This is a genomic window from Paenibacillus cucumis (ex Kampfer et al. 2016) (genome assembly GCF_019748695.1).
Lineage (GTDB): Bacteria > Bacillota > Bacilli > Paenibacillales > Paenibacillaceae > Paenibacillus > Paenibacillus polysaccharolyticus.
This window is the reverse complement of sequence record NZ_JACLIC010000005.1, coordinates 49970-68506: the sequence shown is the minus strand read 5'-3', so window position 1 is coordinate 68506 and position 18537 is coordinate 49970. Positions and strand designations below refer to the sequence as shown.

The following is an 18537-nucleotide window of genomic DNA, read 5'->3' as shown; positions in this document are numbered from 1 at the left end:
CGAGCGTTCATACAGCAGATGTGAGCAGATAAAGCAGATGTAATACGGGTGCCGGTAGTTGTCGGATTTTTGGGCCAGGTTCGCACGGGAGTTAAACCATCAAATGAATTGATTGTGGTGAAGACTTGTTAAACATGTGTATTCACTTGGCCCACCCTGCGGTTACATCCGCGAAGCGATACGGAGCGTTATGAACCAAGGCGGCTGAACCGCTGGGAGGTGTGGGGAGCATGAAATACTGGAGAATTTCAAACTGGAGTTACTCAGCACAACGCATATTTATTATCTGTGCCTTCTCGATTATTCCGCTGGCACTGTTATTTACGTTTGCTTATTTGCCTGTCATTAACATGTTCAAATACAGCTTTACCGATTGGAATGGATACAGTAAAAGGTTCGACTATGTTGGATTTGATAATTACACACGGATTTTTAGCGATTCGGAATACTTTAAAGTGTTTATCGTCAGTTTGTATTATTTTGTGGCAACCTTTGTACAGATGGGTCTGGCCCTCTATTTTGCCACGATCCTCAGCTTCAAAATCCGGGGCAAAAATTTCTTTAAAGGCATTCTGTTCTTCCCTTACTTGCTGAATGGCGTGGCTATCGGTTTTATCTTCCTCTTTTTCTTCAAACCGGACGGTACGCTTGATACGCTGATGCAGGCTGTCGGACTGGGACAGTACACCCAGCTCTGGCTGGGTAACCCGAATATCATTAACGTATCGCTTGCGGGTGCATCGGTCTGGAGATATATGGGCTTCAACTTCATCATCTTCCTGGGTGCGATTTCTTCGATTCCGAAGGATGTGTATGAGGCTTCCGATATTGACGGTGCGAACCGCTGGCAACAATTCCGCCATATCATTTTGCCGAGTATTACCCGCATTCTGCAACTTAATCTGATCTTGGCCATAAGCGGCGCCATCAGTGCGTTCGATATTCCATATATTATGACCGACGGTTCCAACGGAAGTATGACCTTTGTTATTCAGACCGTTCACTTGGCATTTAAATACGGCAAATTGGGACTCGCATCAGCGATGGCTGTCGTGCTGCTTCTGATCGTAATTCTTGTAACGCTTGTGCAGCGTGTCAGCATGAAAGGAGAGGAATGAACGTGAACCAATTCAAATATACCATCGCCAGCATAATCAAATACGTTTCTCTGATTCTGGCGGCGTTCATTGCACTTTTGCCTATCGTAGTGATCCTGTTTGCGTCCCTGAAGACCAATGCCGAGTATGCCAATAGCAGTCCACTAGCCCCGCCCGCCAACTGGCTGAACTTTGCGAATTATGCCAAGGCATTTGTGGATGGCAACATGCTTGTCGGCTTCAAAAATACAATCATTATTCTAATCATATCCATCGTGGGTGCAACGTTGACAGGTTCCATGATTGCTTATGTTCTGGATCGCTTCAAGTTCAAAGGCAAAAAAATTATGGTTGCCGCTTTCCTGCTGGCTACCCTGATTCCGAGCGTAACGACACAAGTTGCCACCTTCCAGATTATTAACGCCCTCGACCTGTTCAACACACGGTGGGCAGCTATCGTCATGTACCTGGGAACCGATATTATCGCCGTGTACATTTTCCTGCAATTTCTCGGTTCGATCTCCAGCGCGCTGGATGAATCGGCTATGCTGGACGGTGCTTCATACTTCACGATCTATTGGAGAATTATATTGCCTTTGTTGAAACCGGCGATTGTCACGGTCATTATCGTCAAAGGTGTCAACATTTACAACGATTTCTACACGCCATTCCTGTACATGCCAAAAACCGATCTACAGGTAATATCCACCGCCCTGTTCAAGTTCAAGGGCCCCTTCGGATCACAATGGGAGGTCATCAGTGCCGGGATTATGATTGCCATTATTCCAACGATGATTATTTTCCTGTTGCTTCAGAAATACATCTACAACGGTTTTGCGCAAGGTTCCGTGAAATGATTGCGTGAAACCATTCCTTGAAATCATTCAATTAGAAGGAGAAATGAGATATGACAGTCACTGAAACGAAAAAGGTACACATGGTTGGGGATGCTTTGCCAAATATGCCTTGGGAGGATAAGCCGGAAGGAACGGAAGGCCCGGTGTGGAGACACTCGGCTAATCCGGTGGTGCCACGTAATCCGGTGAAGGGAGTTGCCCGTATTTTTAACAGTGCAGTCGTTCCTTATGAGGGGAAATTCATCGGTGTATTCCGTGCCGAGACAGTCAATGGCCGTCCACACCTGCACATGGGTTCGAGTGAAGATGGGTTATCTTGGACGATAGAGGAGGAGCGCATCACTTTTGTAGACGAACAAGGCGAACCGTTTATGCCGAACTACGCATACGACCCGCGTCTGGTCAAAGTGGAAGATACCTATTACATCATCTGGTGTACCGATTTTTACGGTGCGGCCCTGGGTCTCGCCAAGACGGAGGACTTCAAAACGTTTGTCCGTCTTGAGAATCCGATGCTGCCATTCAATCGCAATGGTGTATTGTTTCCACGCAAAATCAACGATAACTACGTGATGTTATCCAGACCAAGTGACAGCGGACATACTCCGTTTGGAGACATCTTTCTGAGCGAAAGCCCGGATCTGGTGTACTGGGGAAAACATCGTCACGTCATGAGCAAAGGCGGTCAGGGCTGGTGGCAATCCGTAAAAATTGGAGGTGGCCCCGCTCCGATCGAGACGTCTGAAGGTTGGCTGATGTTCTACCACGGTGTAACCGGAACATGCAACGGTTTTGTGTACAGCATGGGTGCGGTGATTCTGGATCTGGATGAGCCGTCCAAAGTGAAGTATCGTTCCTCCAACTTCGTGCTGACGCCGGAGAAATGGTATGAGGAGCAGGGCTTCGTTGATAACGTTGTCTTCCCATGTGCAACCCTGCATGATGCCGATACTGGACGAATTGCCATCTATTACGGCGCAGCCGATACCTATGTCGGTGTGGCCTACACAACGGTCCAAGAGATCGTGGACTATGTCAAAGAAACGGATGAAGTGATCGCTGGCGACCGCGAGGAAGGCAAACTATAATGGGGTTTTGCGCATCCAGAAATGACTAAATAAATTGAGTATAGATATGAAATGAAAAGGAAATATGCAGAGAATATGCAGTAAATTTGCTGCTATTCACCAAAAAAGCCCCTCATCCTATAGGAAGGGCTTTTTTGGCTATTTAATGGGCATACATATTATGTCGATTTTTGTTGACAAAAGGGAGGCTACTTCATATTCTTAATGAATATGAGAATCATTATCACGATAATGATCAGGTGAAGAATGAGAGAAGAGAGAAAAGGGGTTTGTATCTATGTTAGGACAACAACACAAACGTTCTACTACCCTTATGATGGTGACAACACTGTTGTTGCTGTTATTTATCGTGGGTTGCAGTAATAAAGAGAGCAGTTCGGCGTCTTCTTCTGCTTCGGGAGATCAGGCGTCTTCGGCGAAGTCGATTACGATGTCTTGGCCACGGGATATCGGTACAATGAATCCACATACGTACAATCCGTCCCAATTGTTTGCCCAATCCATGATCTATGAATCACTGGTGAGTTACCAGAAGGATGGTAAACTGGAACCGGCACTTGCTGAGTCATGGACCATCTCTGATGATGGCAAAGTATATACTTTCAAGTTGCGCCAAGGGGTGAATTTCTCCGATGGCACGCCTTTTAATGCTGAAATTGTGAAGAAGAATTTTGACTCCATCATGAAAAATAAAAAAACACATAGCTGGCTTGGCATCGTCAGTGTGCTGGACAAGACAGAGGTCGTGGATGACCATACGTTCCGTATGACTCTGACCGAGCCGTATTATCCTGTACTTCAGGATCTGTCCGTTGTTCGTCCGTTCCGCTTCCTGGGTGCGGCTGGATTCCCGGATGATGGGGATACATCCAAAGGCATCAAAGAGCCGGTAGGTACAGGCCCATGGATGCTGGCTGAATATAAGCAGGATGAGTATGCGGTCTTCAAACGTAACCCGAATTACTGGGGTACTGCACCGGCGTTCGATCAGATTACGGTCAAAATCATTCCTGATGCAGAGACCCGTGTGCTTGCTTTTGAAAAGGGCGATCTGGATCTGATTTACGGTGAAGGCGTGATTAGTCTGGATGCATTCCAGCAGCTGCGTGAGAACGATAAGTATGTAAGCGAACTGTCTGACCCTGTAGGTACTCGTGACCTGTTGCTTAACTCTTCGAATCCGAAGTTGTCTGATGTGAGAGTGCGGAAGGCACTTCAACAGGGCTTTAACAAAAAAGCGATGGTGGAAGGTGTCACATCGGGTCTGGAAGAACCGGCTGATACCGCATTGTCCAAAAACTATCCATATACCAATGTGGATCTGAAACCGATTGAATATAACGTAGAGCAATCCAAAGCATTGCTGGATGAAGCAGGCTGGAAGTTGCCGGCAGGCGGAACCGTGCGTGAGAAGGATGGACAGAAGCTGGAATTCGAATTGATTTTTGATAAAACCGATCCGATTCAGAAAGCGATGGGTGAAACCATTCAGGCCGAATGGAGCGAGCTGGGGGTTAAAGTAAACCTTACCGGACTTGAACTGACGGTACAGATTAAACGTCTGAAAGCCAATGATTTCGATCTATACTTCTGGTACAATTACGGGGCACCATACGATCCGCATTCCTTCATTAACGTCGTAGCAAGCCCGGGATTCGGAATCTCCGAGACACTTACTGCTTTGCCGATGAAAAAGGAACTGGACGAGCAGGTGCATGCAGCACTGTCTTCTACAGATGAGAAGAAACGTCAGGAACTGTATACATCCATCCTGACGACTTTACAGGACCAATCGGCGATTGTGCCGATCTCTTATGTGAAGAAAACAGCCGTATATCAGAAGAAAATTGCTAAATTTGTCTTCCCGGCCAATCGGGATGAAAGTCCGTTTGTGGGGATGCAGTTAAGCAATCCATAATCATAGTTGATGAACGTCAAAAACGTAGCAATGAACACGTAACACATCAGGCAACAAGAGCATGTGTGGCATGGTAAAAGGGGAGGAAAGTTTGGTGATCGGCTATATAGGTAAACGAATGATCGCGATCATTCCTATCGTTTTTATCGCTACACTTGTCACTTTTGGGCTAATCCATATTTCACCGGTCGATCCAGCCGAAGCGTATCTGACAGCAGCACATATTTATCCAACACCAGAACTGTTGGCGGAGAAGCGACATGAATTCGGTCTGGATCGGCCTTTGCTCACTCAGTATGTGGATACGTTGAAGAGGATGGCCCAGCTGGATTTTGGTACCTCGTATCTCACGAACAAACCGGTGATCGATGAGGTCAAGGACAAGTTCCCAGCTACAGCAGAACTGGCCTTGTGGAGCATTCTATTCTCTGCACTGGTGAGTATACCTCTCGGAATTTTGGCGGCGGTATACAAAAATAGCTGGATTGATATGGTGAGCCGGGCGATCTCTTATTTTGGTGCTTCCATTCCGCAGTTCTGGCTTGGTTACTTGCTTATTTTCTTTTTTGCCGTGAAACTAGACTGGCTTCCGGTTGAAGGGCGCGGCTCTTGGGAGAACCTGGTGCTGCCTACGCTTACGCTCTCTATGGTGATGATTGCGTTATACACCCGTATGTTGCGTACCAGTGTACTCGAACAATTACAGGAAGCATATGTGCAATACGCCAGAACCCGCGGCATACGTGAACGTGTTATCATGCTGAAACATGTGCTCAAAATTGCCATTACCCCGTTTATTACAGGAATGGGCATGACCATGGGCAGGCTGTTAACAGGAACAATTATTGTAGAGCAGGTCTTCTCATGGCCGGGTTTCGGGCGTTACTTTGTCGAAGCCATCTTCAACCGAGATATTCCCGTGATCCAATGTTATGTCTTTATTTCGGCGTGTCTGTTCATCGTGTGTAATCTAATCGTTGATCTGGTGCAGCTGTATATGGACCCGCGGATTTCGGCGAAAGGACGGGCAGAGCATTGATGAACCGATGGCGAACGATATTTCGAGGAAAAAAAATAATTTGGATTTGCGCTACGATCATGCTGCTTTTCTTCATCCTGGCATTATTGGCTCCATGGATCGCACCGCATGATCCGGTCAAAGTGAATCTGTTACAGAAGTTAAAGGACCCTTCTGCCGAACACTGGCTCGGCACAGATCATCTGGGAAGGGACAATCTCTCCAGACTTCTCTATGGAGCGCGGGTTTCGATTGGATTTGCAACGATGATCTTCCTGTCGTCTTTGATTATCGGGCTTATTGTTGGATCGATCTCCGGTTATCTCGGTGGCTGGGTTGACAATGTGCTGATGCGTTTATGTGAAGGCATATTGGCATTTCCACAGCTGGTACTGGTGCTGGGCATCGTCGGGATCTTCGGTCCAGGTCTGATGCAGATTCTGCTGGCGCTCATGATGGTACAGTGGGTGCATTATGCGCGGATATGCCGAAACATGGTGGTTAGCTTGAAGGAACGGAACTTTATCGCAGCCGCTCGAATTAGTGGTTCCTCTACCTGGACGATCATCCGTAAACATATCATTCCGAATGTGCAACGTCCCATCGTGGTCATGGGCACACTGGAGATGGGCTGGGCGATTATGGATATCTCGGCACTGTCCTTCCTCGGACTTGGCATTCAGCCGCCTAATGCGGAGTGGGGAGCCATGATTCATGAAGGCACAGGGTATATTCGCAGTCATCCGGAGCTGATGATCTATCCGGGTGTGGCTATTCTGCTAGTGGTAATGACGTTTAATATTTTGGGAGAAGCTTTATCTGATCGTTACGGCATTTCCAAAAAGTAATGGTGAAAATAAACTGAACAAGGGGGGAATGTGACGATGGACAAGGCAGAGAATGTACTTGAAGTGCGTGATCTAGAGGTTAAGCTCAAGACAGCGAAGGGAGCCGTCCCGTTACTGGAACCTGTTCAGTTGAATTTGAAAAAGGGTCAGGTCTTCGGCCTTGTCGGTGAGAGTGGTTGCGGCAAAACGGTGACTTGTAATGCGCTACTGCGCTTGCTTCATCCCCGCAGAATGGAATCGTCAGGCAGTGTTCGTCTGAACGGACGGGAGCTTAGCAACTTATCTGAAGAAGAGATGCGGCGCATACGAGGGAGGGATATCGGATTTATTATGCAGAATCCGATGAATGCTTTTACCCCCGTATATACGATCGGCTCTCAATTCATTGAAACATTACGAACCCATACGAAGATGTCCAAAGCAGAGGCGCGGGAACAGGCCATTGCCGCGCTGGCTGATATGAAACTTCCAGACCCGGCAAAGTTGATGAAACGATATCCGTTCCAACTCAGCGGAGGTATGTTGCAGCGAGTGATGATTGCCGTTTCCATGTGTCTGCGGCCAGCTCTGGTGATTGCCGATGAGCCTACAACTGCGCTGGATGTCGTGAATCAGTTGAATGTGCTACGTGAATTGGATCGGCTTCGCAAGGAGCACGGTACATCCATTTTGCTCATCTCACATGATCTGGGTGTCATCTCACAGATGGCAGACGAAGTAGCAGTCATGCAGAAGGGGCGGATTATCGAACAGGCAGATGTATACCAATTGTTCGATCATCCACAGCATGAGTATACGCGGATGTTATTGAGTGCTCGGCCGAAACTGTCCATCGGTCGCTAAAGGTGAGAAGATGTGGAGTAGTGCGGAACTGTCTGGATACGTACTATTGAAACGAAGGAAGGGGGGCGGAGAACCGGATGTTACAAGTACATGAAGTAAGTCATCGCTATGGCAAACGGAGCTGGCTGGATCGTTCGGAATCACGCCCTTCTGTTCTAGAAGATGTTTCACTCACGATTGAAGAAGGGGTTTGCCTTGGATTGCTCGGAACGAGTGGTGCAGGTAAAAGCACCTTGGGCAAAGTTATTCTTGGGCTGGAGAGACCCAGCCAAGGTCAGGTGTTATTTCAAGGCCAGGATATCTATCGAGCGGATAAAACGGTGCTCAAAGGGCTACGTCGTGACTTGCAAGTCGTTTTCCAAGACTGTTACTCCGCCGTGAATCCGATGATGACGGCCGCGCAGATTATTGGAGAGCCGCTGGACAATTACGAGCGCCTGTCTGCCAAGGAACAACAGCGCACGATTGAACAGCTGCTCGTGCAGGTCGGACTTACACCGCAGGATGCGGGCAAGCTTCCGCATCAGTTCAGCGGAGGGCAATTGCAACGGGTCAATATCGCCAGAGCCATTGCCCTTAAGCCGAAGTTAATCGTGCTGGATGAATCGATCAGCAGTCTGGATATGGTGCATCAGACACAAATTCTGTCTTTACTGGCAGATCTGCGAGCAACGTATGGGCTGTCCTATCTGTTTATCACGCATGACATTCGCGCCGCATTGACGATCTGCGACAGCATCGCCGTGATGGATCAGGGAAGGCTGGTCTATACCGGGGATGCCACGGATTCCATCTTGGAGTCGGATCAGCCTGCTGTCCGGCAGTTGGTGTCGTCGATTTTGCCTGAGCATCCGTCAGGGAGAATTGTGTTTGAATAGGTGTGAGAAACCAAAACCAATTTGAGTTACCAAAAGAACCAAGTCGAATGATCGGCCTGGTTCTTTTTTGTATGCATTGGATTCGGCTGGCGCTCAGTATTTTATTCTCTGGAAACCGTTCTAACCCTTCACCGCAAACTGATAAGATGAGGCAATAACCTCAACATAACTGTCATATCCGGCGACAAGATAATGCTTCAGATCAAGCCGGTTTCGGGGATCAAATAGTGTTCTTTTCTCCTCTAGAATGGGTGAATCTACGACCTGATAAAAGCCGGGATCGGGATGATACCTGCTCGTCTCCCAGAAGGCGAGCACATCGTCTTGCTGGCTAATCCCTTCAACCTGACCTGCATGTAGCTCGAAGAAATTAACCGTGATGCAGCGCAGTTCAGCAACGGTGTCGAAAGTGAGTTCGATTTCTCGATAATGATCTAGAGGCACATCCCCACGCGTTTGCACATCTACACGTAAAGTGACACCTCCGGATTCGGTATAGATGGCCTTCAGATCGGTTGTGGAGATGCGAAAATCTACTTTTTCAGGTATCAGTACAATGCTCATGGTCGTTCCTCCTATGTAAATGTTCAAGTACCCTCACAATCTGTCGTTCCATTATATCATTGTCTACAGAGGGATCGGAAAGGAACGAATGGTACGGGGGGAATCGCAGTTATATTGCAACCGTGGGATGAATGCACTTGTGATACGTCTCTGCCTCAGTAAGCCCCCCCTTGCAGGCCGTTCATCTGCAACGTATGATGAATAGAAATCCTGTACGGAACGGCCAGACAGAAGGGAGGGTGAGTTTATGAAGAGCATGGAAAAAACAGAGGACGCAGAGAACTTCCAGGACATGAGGAGGCTGGAGAGCACTCGGGACATGCGGAAGATGAATCATATGGAGAATTTAGCGAATGACATGTTTCCAGAGCGCTGGGTGACATCCGAAGGAACAGTGGATGAAAAGCAGGTTAAAGCACGGCAGATTCTCTATAAGGGGATGAACGGCAGGTGTGTGGAACGATTTACTGTTCAATCTGGCCAGACTTATATTTTCAAACCGCTGACGAATCCTGCACAGCATGGACGGGAACGCTGGATGTACGAGCATGTGATGGCACAATTGCCACCCGTATATCCGCAGCTCATTGCGGCTTCGGACCAGGCGGCGGCTCCGGAGCAGAGCTGGATGATCTACGAGGACATGGGACAGCTGGAGCATCACTTGTGCGAATCGACGATATTGAATGCTGCCGCACATATGGCGGCTTGGCATGCACTTCCCGTTGCAACGTGGCAAGACCTGCCGCGAGTCGGGCATAAGCCGCCCATTTGGGATATGCTGCATGAACTGCTGCAGTACCCGTCAGCAACGGATAAACTGCTACGCGAACTGCATCTGACGTTGTCTGCAGCGGACTGGGACAGACTCACCATGTTGATCCTCACGGCAGAGGACGAGCTACCGCTGGTGCTGTGCCATGGTGATCTGCACCCCGGCAACGTAGCCGAGGTGGAGGGTAGATTGGTCATTCTCGACTGGGAGCATGCTCACCTGAATACGCCATTGTGGGACGTATATCATCTGCTGGACTTGTCGCATCCGCTCTTTCCACGTACGATGACGCCGGGGCTTCGGGCGCGTGTGATGAAGATGTATCTGGACAAGCTGAAGAGCCTTGGCGTGCAGGTTGAACCGGTTTCTTTTGCTAAGTGGTACGATGCTTATGCGATTGTATTCTCGCTCTGGATGTTACGTCTGATCGACGGCGATTTACGGAATCCGGACTGTGTGTGGCCGCAGGAACAGCTGCGCAATCAATGGCATGAGACGGCTACCACGCTGGAGCAATGCATGAATCATCTGAACGAGGTAAGATAAAAGATTAGACGGTTGAAGTGCAATATGGAAATAAGGGGTGAAAAGTTTGCGTAAAGTCGGACTGGTTATGCGTAAAATTCAATTCACGGAGGCTCAGGGGCCGCGGGTGTTCGCGGATCGACTGAAGCAGATCGGGCTGGAGCTGGGCGTGGACGTTGTGTTCATCTCGCCGGAGCGCCATGTGAGCGGATACGACTGGCTACCGGGGTACGAGCATGAGAAGGGTGACCTGGTGAACTATGATATCGTGCTGGATCAGATTCATAGCCAAAATATTGAGCATGTGATCTATACGGTATCGGGATTTACATTTCTGAAAATGTTTTTGCCGAAAAGTGTTCTGTTTCCGCACAGTTTCCCTGACCCGGCACTAACCGGGTATGAGATGATGAAGCCATTCTATACGATGGTGGATAAAGCGATTGTGCAGACCGAGTTTTTGAAAAGAGAGCTGGGGCGCAATTTCGGCGTGCATGACGTGAACGTCATTCCGATTGGCTTCAACGAAGAGCTGGCGCACCGCCATTATGACCCGAGTCAGGTCGTGCATAATCGCGTGCTCTGGATCGGGCGGGATGAGGCGAACCGCCGTCCCGACCTTGTGCTGGAATATGCCCGGCAGAACCCGGACAAGGAAGTGTATATGGTGTTTGGCGGTGTGCGTTATAAGGAAAGTATGAAAAAGTATGATATTCCAAATAACGTGCAGCTGAAGTTTGCACTTACTCAGGATGAAATATTTACGCTGATGAACTCGGCCAAGGTGTACTGGAGCTGTTCAGCGTTTGATACGTTTGCGATGCCACTGACGGAAGCGATGGCGATGGGGAAAATGGTCGTGAAACCCGAGCATGCCTGCTATGGTCACATCAGGTCCACGCATGCTTTTGCAGGCAATGAGGATAACTGGTTTGAACTGGTGAACATGGCCGCGGCTGCGCCGCGAAGTGTATCAGAGGACAACCGCGAGTATGCATTTGGTGCCTTTTCAAGAACGATAATGAAGGAAGGGTATCGGAACTTTTTTGCAGACTGGCTCAAGTAGCGGTCGATATGAATATCCAATCATAAGGAGAGGATTTTGTGGATATCGTTATTTTGTGGACAGTTGGGATGTGGGTAGTACAGCTGTTAATTGAATGGATCGTTTATCGGGTGCAGAAGCGCCGAATGACTTGGATTCAGTCTATTTTGCCGTGTCTGACGTTGCTTGGCGGGGCAGTTATTATCCTGATCAGCATCGATATAGGTGGTTGGAACGGTATCGGGTATGCGCTCCTTGGTGCGGCACTAGGTACATCAGGGTTGCTGACGCTGATTACGGTTGCGATTACGGCTTTGGTGCTTCGGCGCCGAGGAAAGGACATATGATGAATAGCTTAATCATGGAACATTGGTCCGCTGAACAGCGAGAGATGCCAGGTATAAATTGCATCGCTTTTCCAGAAGGAACGGTCATTATTTTAGATATCAGCACATATTTTGACCCTAACAGCAACGAGCGAACCATGTATTGTTCTCCCGTTTGTGATACGACGATAGACAGTATTGTGAAATACAATCCGGATTGCTGGACGATGGTAGATGTATGGACAAGTGTGGATTATCAAGGTGGGAAAATCATTGGTGGAGACGGGCAAATGGGGAATGAAGGCTTCATTGCTTGTACCGATGCAGAAGATCATTTGGTGTGGGCGATTTTTTTGGAGGACACCAATCCCATCAAAAAATTAAGTGTTAGCGGTAACTCGTTAATTGCGATCAATGAGCATGAGGAACTGCGCGTGGAGATAAATTTGCACAATGTAGTGGATATTCGAATGACTTATATAGGGTAATTTGTCTTCAGGGTAGAAGAGATGTAGGAAATCTGAAGAAGAGCCGTGGAAGATTGTAGGAATTCAGCAAGAGTACCCAGGGAATGAAAACGGCTGATGGAGAATGGCGAATGAAAACCTTGAGCACAGCATATGACAGGGATGCTAGGCGCATGAGGTGGTTGCAGAGGTGCAACCGTCTGTGATATATTGACATTACTTATGACAAAGGGAGGTGAAGACAGGTGAATCACGAGATGCTTAACAACCGTATTAGCCAGCTGCCGATTGCTATGGCTGGCATTGTTCACACTTTTTCGAACAACGGGAGAAGTCTGTCCAATTTTGAATATACGGAAGTTAACATGTACGAGAAGATGCCTGCCTTGACCTCATTCGGACGATAAGCATATTTGCTTGAATTCTGAAGGGCCGCGGAGCTAACCTCCTGCGGCTCTTTTTGTGTTGCGGTCGGGCTCTTCCACACCATAGGAGGAACCTTATTATGATGATTATTAGCGCGCAACAGTTGAAACAATATCACGGAGCACATCTGGTGCTGGACGGCATTACATTTGAAATTATGGAAGGCGACAAGGTGGCCCTGATCGGCCGCAACGGAAGCGGCAAAACCACCTTGATGCGTTTGATGGCTCGGTTAAGCCAGCCGGACGAAGGCCAGTTAATGCTGAAAAAAGATACACGTGTCGGTTACGTTGCCCAAGTACCCGAAGGAATGGATGACCACACGGTGCTGGATGTACTGGGCCTTGGTTTTCGGGAACTTATCGCTTGCCGCACCCAGATGACCGAATTGGAGCAGCAGATGTCCGATCCCGCCTGTGCGGCAGATCCAGAGCAACTGGAGCGTCTGTTGAAGCGGTACGCAGCACTGCAGGAGCGGTTCGAACGCGAAGGTGGATACGAAATGGATGCACGGATTGACCAAGTCGCAGACGGGCTGGATATTGCGAAGGCACATTACGGCTGGCGGTTCGATTCACTCTCAGGTGGCGAGCAGACCCGTGTGGTGCTGGCTTCGCAGCTGATCGTCAGTCCGGATCTGTTATTGCTGGATGAGCCGACGAACCATTTGGATCTGGAGCGGGTGGAGTGGCTGGAAGGATTTTTACGAGATTATTCGGGTACCGTCATTCTGATCTCACATGACCGCTATTTTCTGGATCGGGTCGTGACACGTACGCTGGAGCTGGAGGACGGAGAGGCCGAAATCGCTACGGGCGGATACACCGAATATATGAAGGTGAAGGAACAGCGGCTGCTGAAGCAGTTTGAGGAGTTCAAGGAGCAGCAGAAGGTTATGAAAAAAATGAAGGAAACGATCCGCCAGCTGGAAGAATGGGGCCGCGTTGGCGGTAACGAAAAGTTTTTCCGTCGTGCAGCCTCCATGCGTAAAGCGCTGGAGCGGATGGAGCAGGTAAAACGTCCTGTGCTGGAACGTCGTCATGCAGATTTTGATGTGCGTCCGACGGATCGGACAGGTAAACGTGTAGCTGTGCTGGAAGACGTGGAGAAACGATACGGTGATCGAGATATTTTACAAGGCGTCTCGGCGTTACTGGAATATGGGGACAAAACGGCCTTGATCGGCCGTAACGGTTCCGGTAAAACCACGCTGTTCAAGCTGCTGCTGGGTGAAGAACAGCCGGATGCAGGCAAGCTGGAATGGGGCGCACGCGTTGATGTGGGATATCTGGCCCAGCAGGAGGAGCCTGAGGATCCAAAGCTGAGTGTGCTGGAGCACTTCCGTCTGGAAGCAGGCGTAGAGGAAGGAGAAGCCCGTGGCATTCTGGCGAGATATCTATTCTATGGCGCAGATGTTTTCCGTTCGGTAGGGCAACTGTCCGGCGGGGAATGGACTCGCCTGAGGCTTGCGTTGCTGGTACATCGCAAACCCAATGTATTACTGCTGGATGAGCCGACCAACCATCTGGATATTGCCTCAAGAGAAGCGCTGGAGGATTCACTTGCTGATTTTGAAGGAACCGTGCTGGCTATCTCCCATGACCGATACTTTGTGAATCGTCTGGCTTCTGGTGTCTGGGAACTGGAGGACGGACAGCTGACGGCATATCTCGGAGATTATGAAGCGTACCGGGAGAAAAAGTTTGATTTGCAGGCTCGTGTAGCGAAAGAAGTTGCACAAGAGCTTGGAGCAGGTCGTGCTGGAAACGGATCGAAAACTGGAAGAAGAAAAGCGGAAAAGGAAATTGGTACTGGGATCGATGGGAAGTCATTGGAGACGGGAGCGAACAAAGGTGCCCGACTGAAAGCCGAAGGCGACGGACCTGATGTTGCGTCTGCAAGCGGAGAGATCATGTTGGAGCAAGCTCATACTGAGCTCGATGCTGGACGGGTGAACATGAATGTTGCAAGTGGGAATGGTGATTACAGTAGCAGTCAAAGCCGAAGCCGAAGTGGTAGCAGTAATGGGAATTGTGACCACAGTAACAATCAAGGCCGAAGTGGTGGCAATCGTGGGAGTCACAGGTCTGCTCAGCAACTGGAGCAGGCGATGGCTCTTATAGAAACGCAGATTCGGGAACTTGATCAGCAGCTTGAATCGTTAGCCAATGATCCGATAGCGCTGGAGCAAACTTGGAACGAGCGTGAGCAGTTATCCGCAGCTTATGATGAGTTATTGGCTCAATGGGCTGAGATGTGATCGTAGAAGTGAAGATGACAGTAAAACGTGCAAGTAAAACATCTAAGACTCGTACCATGGGGTAAATACTAGGCTGATTGTTGAAGGTAAATAGCTATAACTGTAGGGAACTAACTGGAGTGCAAGGAAACTGAATAGAGCACAAAGAAACTGACTAGAGTACAAAGGACGTAAAGGGCTATCTCACGGTTGATGCATTTGGTGTGCATTGACTGACATGGGGCAGCCCTTTGCTGTGTGGTTGTGAATCAGAATATATTCTAACGATCTGAGGAGAGGCTATTTGGCTGATTTTTAGCGATTCAAAATTCTAACGATCACCAGGAACGTTATTTACTAAAAATGTGGAGCTTTTAGCCGATTTCACTGGTTTTTCTCCGAAATAACGTTTCTCCTGATCGTTAGAATTTGGAAAGGTTGTTTTTCCGCCAAATAAGCTCTGTGGTGATCGTTAGCGCATGAGCGGGGGATAAAATTAGGAAAGTATGGAGTTAGGTTGTTAGGTAAGTAAGGGAGTATAGGAAGTAAGGAAGTAAGGAATTAGAGGCAGTAAGGTAGTTAGGGAAGGGAGGTAGATCAGTAGCTAAACATGTAAGGCATGTTAGGTAGGCAGATAAGTAGGTAAAGTAAGTCTGGTGTGTGGGCTGGAGCATAGTTAAAAGAGCACCATAAATTAAATGTGTTTCTTTTTACATGTCTCGGCGAATAGTGTAACTTTTTTCCTCCTCATGCGTTTAATACGTTTGTGTATATTGAATCGGCTCACCTACGAGCTTGCAGATTGGGAGGGAATCACCATCTATTATTCATTGATGTATCGCAGTTGGTCGGAGGATAAACAGGCAGAAACGGGCGTGCTTGAGCAGGCTTCAGTGACGCGGGATGAACTGTTTATGCGTAAGCTGGTGGATGCTACCCTGATGAAAAACAAACTATGGGCCCATCTGTCCAATGAGTGTCAGGATCGGCGGGATCACGCCATTTATGTGACTGCGTATGACCAGCAGATGCCGGAAGGGCACGGTGCTGCTATTGCGGAATCAGCGCTGGGCAGGTGTAAAATGTCTTCCATGTACAGCCCGGAATATATGCTGTGGAATGGACGTTCCTTTGAGGAACTGGAGCTTGCGGAATCCTCGGGTTACACCATGGAACTGGCCGAACAGCTGCTGGATCACTACATGGTACTCGAAGGCAAGACGTACGAGTTTTTGTACTCCGTGCTCGATGCGGATCGGAAGAAAGTACTGTTTTTCATGAAAGAGGTGGATCTGTAATGAAGGAAGAAGAGGTGCAAAAACCTGTATCCGGGCAAGTGTCCAGAAACGTCATCGGGGATGAAATTGCATTCACGTTAGAGTCTAGTTCTGAGACTGTAGTAGCATCTAGCAAAGCATTAGAATCAGAATCATCATCTATTTTAGGCTCTGAAATAGGCTTTGAACCACACTCTACTCCAAGCGCCAAACCAGGCTCCAAAGCGAAACTGGTTGCATTCTCGCTGATGCTGGCTGTGCCTGCGGTGCTTGCGGGATGTGGCAGTAGCAATGACGAATGTGATCCCGAATATGATACAGGCTGTGAGTACGACTCCAGCAGCGGTCATTACTATTACGGCGGATCTTCTTATCGCGGAAGCAAAGACGGCAGTAGCTCTTATAAAAGCTCAACCAAATCCAAATCGAGCGGCTTTGGCAGCTTTTTCCGAAGTTCGGGAGGTTAATGACATCATGAAGCAGGCAAATATTCTCCGCATCATCCGGGGGAGGTCGGTGGGATGAGGGAAATGTACTCATTGCCGTTCAGTCATGAGGATATTTTCTCAGGTAAGGCTGGCGAGCAGATCCCCTATCATCGTATGTACGGCAAACAGTACTGTGTGCCCGCATTGACGGTTTATACACCGGAAGAACTGAAAGAGCTACACACTGCGGCGGAGGCGGTGGACGCGATTTACGGAAAAGTGATGCGTTTTATTCAGCGATATATGCCAGATTCGTTTCTGGAGCATGCACTTGGCATACATCCGGGGCTGATTCCGGCAGCGCGTATGGAGGCTGTTACAGGCGGAATCACTCGTCAAGACTGGATTATTGGCGAAGCTGGTTTGAAATGTATTGAAAATAACACCGACACGCCCACAGGTATTCCTGAATCGGCGGCACTTGAACACATTTTGATCGGACGGACAGAAGACCAGGCATGGACTGCACCCTCTGTGCATATGGATGCACGTATCCGAGATTGCTTCCGATCGTGGTTATCCTTTTATGCTGAGCAAGGGTTGCAGGGGCCAGTCACATTCACCTCTTACGGTGAGCATGTCGAGGATCGTACGAATACCACCTACCTGATGGAACGCTGCCGTGAGGCTGGATATGAGGTGTTATATGCTCCGCTGGAGGAGCTTGAGATTGTGCCGGGAGAAGCGCTGTATCATCAGGGCCGCGAGATTCAATTGTTATATCGGTTGTATCCGCTGGAATACCTGATTGGGGATCGGGACGAAACGACCGGTGTGGACATTGGCGCAGCTTTGATTGAACTGGTACGAGAAGCACAGCTTGGCCTGATGAATCCTGTCCAGCATGTGCTGATGCAAAGCAAAGGTTTTATGGCTGCCATCTGGTCGCTGTACGAGCGGAATGAGCAGACGCCAGAGTACTGTGGATTTACGCTTTTTGACGAGGCAGAGTTGGACGTGATTTCACGGTATTTGCTGCCGACCTACTTCACCGCGGAGCCGTTTGAGCAGAGCGATGCACCTTACGTAGCCAAGAGCTATTGGGGGCGCGAGGGCCGGGGGACTATTTTGCTGGATCATCAAGCAGATTCTCTTTCTAAATTGAAAAAACAACCGGAGTCAGACACCACGGGGGACATCCCTGCAGTCTTGAATAAGGATGATGACGAGGACGAAGAGGTCACTGCTTATTATGAAAACCAGCCTAAGGTATATCAGCAGCTCATGCCGATGGAACAGGCTGTCATTCAGACAGAAGACGGCGAGTATAGTGGTTATTTGCTGACAGGAGTATTTGTAATCGGTGGACGTTTTGCCGGAATGTTGCCCAGGGTCGGGGAGAAGGTAACCGGAGATATGGCGTATTATTGCGCAGCCGCTGTACGTAAACCAATGAATGATGAGGAGGAGAAGGAATGGAAAAGCTAGGGTTAAACCTCGTGAATGTTGCGGTGGGGATCGGCATTCTGTTAGTGGTGTTGATTGTGGGGTATTTTGCATTTAGCAAATTGACCCGGTATAACGACAGTGAGGAGATCGCCAAAGGCAACGAGGCGGCAGGTATGTACATGGGCAGCAAGCTGCTGGGTCTGTGTATTATTGTGGGTATGGTGTCGTTCTCAACGCATGCATGGCTGGATATGCTTCTGTGGTCGGGACTGGGTATCATTATTCTGTGTCTGGTCTATATTATATTTGATTTCCTGATCCCGAAAATGCGAGTGTGTGACGAGATTGCACGTGGTAATATGGCGGTAGCACAGTTGTTACGCTCCGTGATCATCGGCGTTTCCATCGTCATTGGTACGTTTTTGATGTAAAATAAACCCTGACGTTTCGCGTAGATATGTCCGTTGAA

Annotated in this window: 19 protein-coding genes; 18 read left to right on the top strand and 1 reads right to left on the bottom strand. The window is 48.7% G+C overall.

What is annotated here, in order from left to right:
- Positions 1-230: 230 nt before the first annotated feature.
- From H7T88_RS02565 to nikE, 8 genes are all read left to right on the top strand, one after another.
- The gene (locus tag H7T88_RS02565; protein WP_221786709.1) at positions 231-1118 is read left to right on the top strand and encodes a carbohydrate ABC transporter permease; all 888 of its coding nucleotides are present in this window, start codon (positions 231-233) and stop codon (positions 1116-1118) included.
- Complete coding sequence (locus tag H7T88_RS02560; protein WP_090921587.1) at positions 1115-1954, top strand: carbohydrate ABC transporter permease; 840 nt, start codon at positions 1115-1117, stop codon at positions 1952-1954. The genes H7T88_RS02565 and H7T88_RS02560 overlap by 4 nt, the downstream gene beginning before the upstream one ends.
- Positions 1955-2004: 50 nt before the next feature.
- Entirely contained in the window at positions 2005-3042 is a 1038-nt protein-coding gene (locus H7T88_RS02555; RefSeq protein ID WP_090921591.1) for a glycoside hydrolase family 130 protein, read from the top strand.
- 277 nt (positions 3043-3319) lie between these two features.
- The gene (gene nikA, locus H7T88_RS02550) at positions 3320-4960 is read left to right on the top strand and encodes a nickel ABC transporter substrate-binding protein (protein ID WP_221786707.1); all 1641 of its coding nucleotides are present in this window, start codon (positions 3320-3322) and stop codon (positions 4958-4960) included.
- 94 nt (positions 4961-5054) lie between these two features.
- Positions 5055-5999, top strand: coding sequence for a nickel ABC transporter permease subunit NikB (nikB, locus tag H7T88_RS02545; protein WP_090921753.1), 945 nt, complete (start codon positions 5055-5057; stop codon positions 5997-5999).
- Positions 5999-6826 (top strand): nickel ABC transporter permease subunit NikC, encoded by an 828-nt coding sequence (gene nikC / locus H7T88_RS02540; RefSeq protein ID WP_373323237.1) that lies wholly within the window; start codon positions 5999-6001, stop codon positions 6824-6826. The genes nikB and nikC overlap by 1 nt, the downstream gene beginning before the upstream one ends.
- A 36-nt stretch (positions 6827-6862) precedes the next feature.
- Complete coding sequence (nikD, locus tag H7T88_RS02535) at positions 6863-7669, top strand: nickel import ATP-binding protein NikD (protein ID WP_221786704.1); 807 nt, start codon at positions 6863-6865, stop codon at positions 7667-7669.
- 77 nt (positions 7670-7746) lie between these two features.
- Positions 7747-8547: a nickel import ATP-binding protein NikE gene (gene nikE / locus H7T88_RS02530; RefSeq protein ID WP_221786702.1), complete on the top strand. Its 801-nt coding sequence runs from the start codon at positions 7747-7749 to the stop codon at positions 8545-8547.
- A 120-nt stretch (positions 8548-8667) separates the two neighbouring features.
- Here the strand turns inward: nikE and H7T88_RS02525 are convergent, their stop codons facing one another.
- Positions 8668-9111 (bottom strand): hypothetical protein, encoded by a 444-nt coding sequence (locus tag H7T88_RS02525; protein ID WP_260510670.1) that lies wholly within the window; start codon positions 9109-9111, stop codon positions 8668-8670.
- 247 nt (positions 9112-9358) lie between these two features.
- Between H7T88_RS02525 and H7T88_RS02520 the strand changes: the two genes are divergently transcribed.
- From H7T88_RS02520 to H7T88_RS02475, 10 genes are all read left to right on the top strand, one after another.
- The gene (locus H7T88_RS02520) at positions 9359-10432 is read left to right on the top strand and encodes a phosphotransferase (protein WP_154890072.1); all 1074 of its coding nucleotides are present in this window, start codon (positions 9359-9361) and stop codon (positions 10430-10432) included.
- A 46-nt stretch (positions 10433-10478) separates the two neighbouring features.
- A complete protein-coding gene (locus H7T88_RS02515; RefSeq protein ID WP_154890074.1) occupies positions 10479-11477 on the top strand; it encodes a glycosyltransferase in 999 nt (332 codons plus the stop codon).
- Positions 11478-11515: 38 nt separating this feature from the next.
- Positions 11516-11803 (top strand): YesK family protein, encoded by a 288-nt coding sequence (locus tag H7T88_RS02510; protein WP_221786697.1) that lies wholly within the window; start codon positions 11516-11518, stop codon positions 11801-11803.
- A gap of 14 nt (positions 11804-11817) precedes the next feature.
- Entirely contained in the window at positions 11818-12270 is a 453-nt protein-coding gene (locus H7T88_RS02505; protein ID WP_260510669.1) for a hypothetical protein, read from the top strand.
- Positions 12271-12494: 224 nt separating this feature from the next.
- Positions 12495-12656: a hypothetical protein gene (locus tag H7T88_RS02500; protein ID WP_186809699.1), complete on the top strand. Its 162-nt coding sequence runs from the start codon at positions 12495-12497 to the stop codon at positions 12654-12656.
- Positions 12657-12754: 98 nt separating this feature from the next.
- On the top strand, positions 12755-14935 hold the full coding sequence (gene abc-f, locus H7T88_RS02495; protein WP_221786696.1) for a ribosomal protection-like ABC-F family protein: 2181 nt from the start codon (positions 12755-12757) through the stop codon (positions 14933-14935).
- A gap of 812 nt (positions 14936-15747) precedes the next feature.
- Positions 15748-16212 (top strand): hypothetical protein, encoded by a 465-nt coding sequence (locus tag H7T88_RS02490; RefSeq protein ID WP_260510668.1) that lies wholly within the window; start codon positions 15748-15750, stop codon positions 16210-16212.
- Positions 16212-16658, top strand: coding sequence for a hypothetical protein (locus tag H7T88_RS29005; protein ID WP_312027570.1), 447 nt, complete (start codon positions 16212-16214; stop codon positions 16656-16658). Before H7T88_RS02490 ends, H7T88_RS29005 begins: the two co-directional genes overlap by 1 nt.
- A 54-nt stretch (positions 16659-16712) precedes the next feature.
- Positions 16713-18107 (top strand): glutathionylspermidine synthase family protein, encoded by a 1395-nt coding sequence (locus H7T88_RS02480; RefSeq protein ID WP_154984369.1) that lies wholly within the window; start codon positions 16713-16715, stop codon positions 18105-18107.
- Positions 18095-18499 (top strand): DUF350 domain-containing protein, encoded by a 405-nt coding sequence (locus H7T88_RS02475; RefSeq protein WP_154890082.1) that lies wholly within the window; start codon positions 18095-18097, stop codon positions 18497-18499. The genes H7T88_RS02480 and H7T88_RS02475 overlap by 13 nt, the downstream gene beginning before the upstream one ends.
- Positions 18500-18537 lie beyond the last annotated feature (38 nt).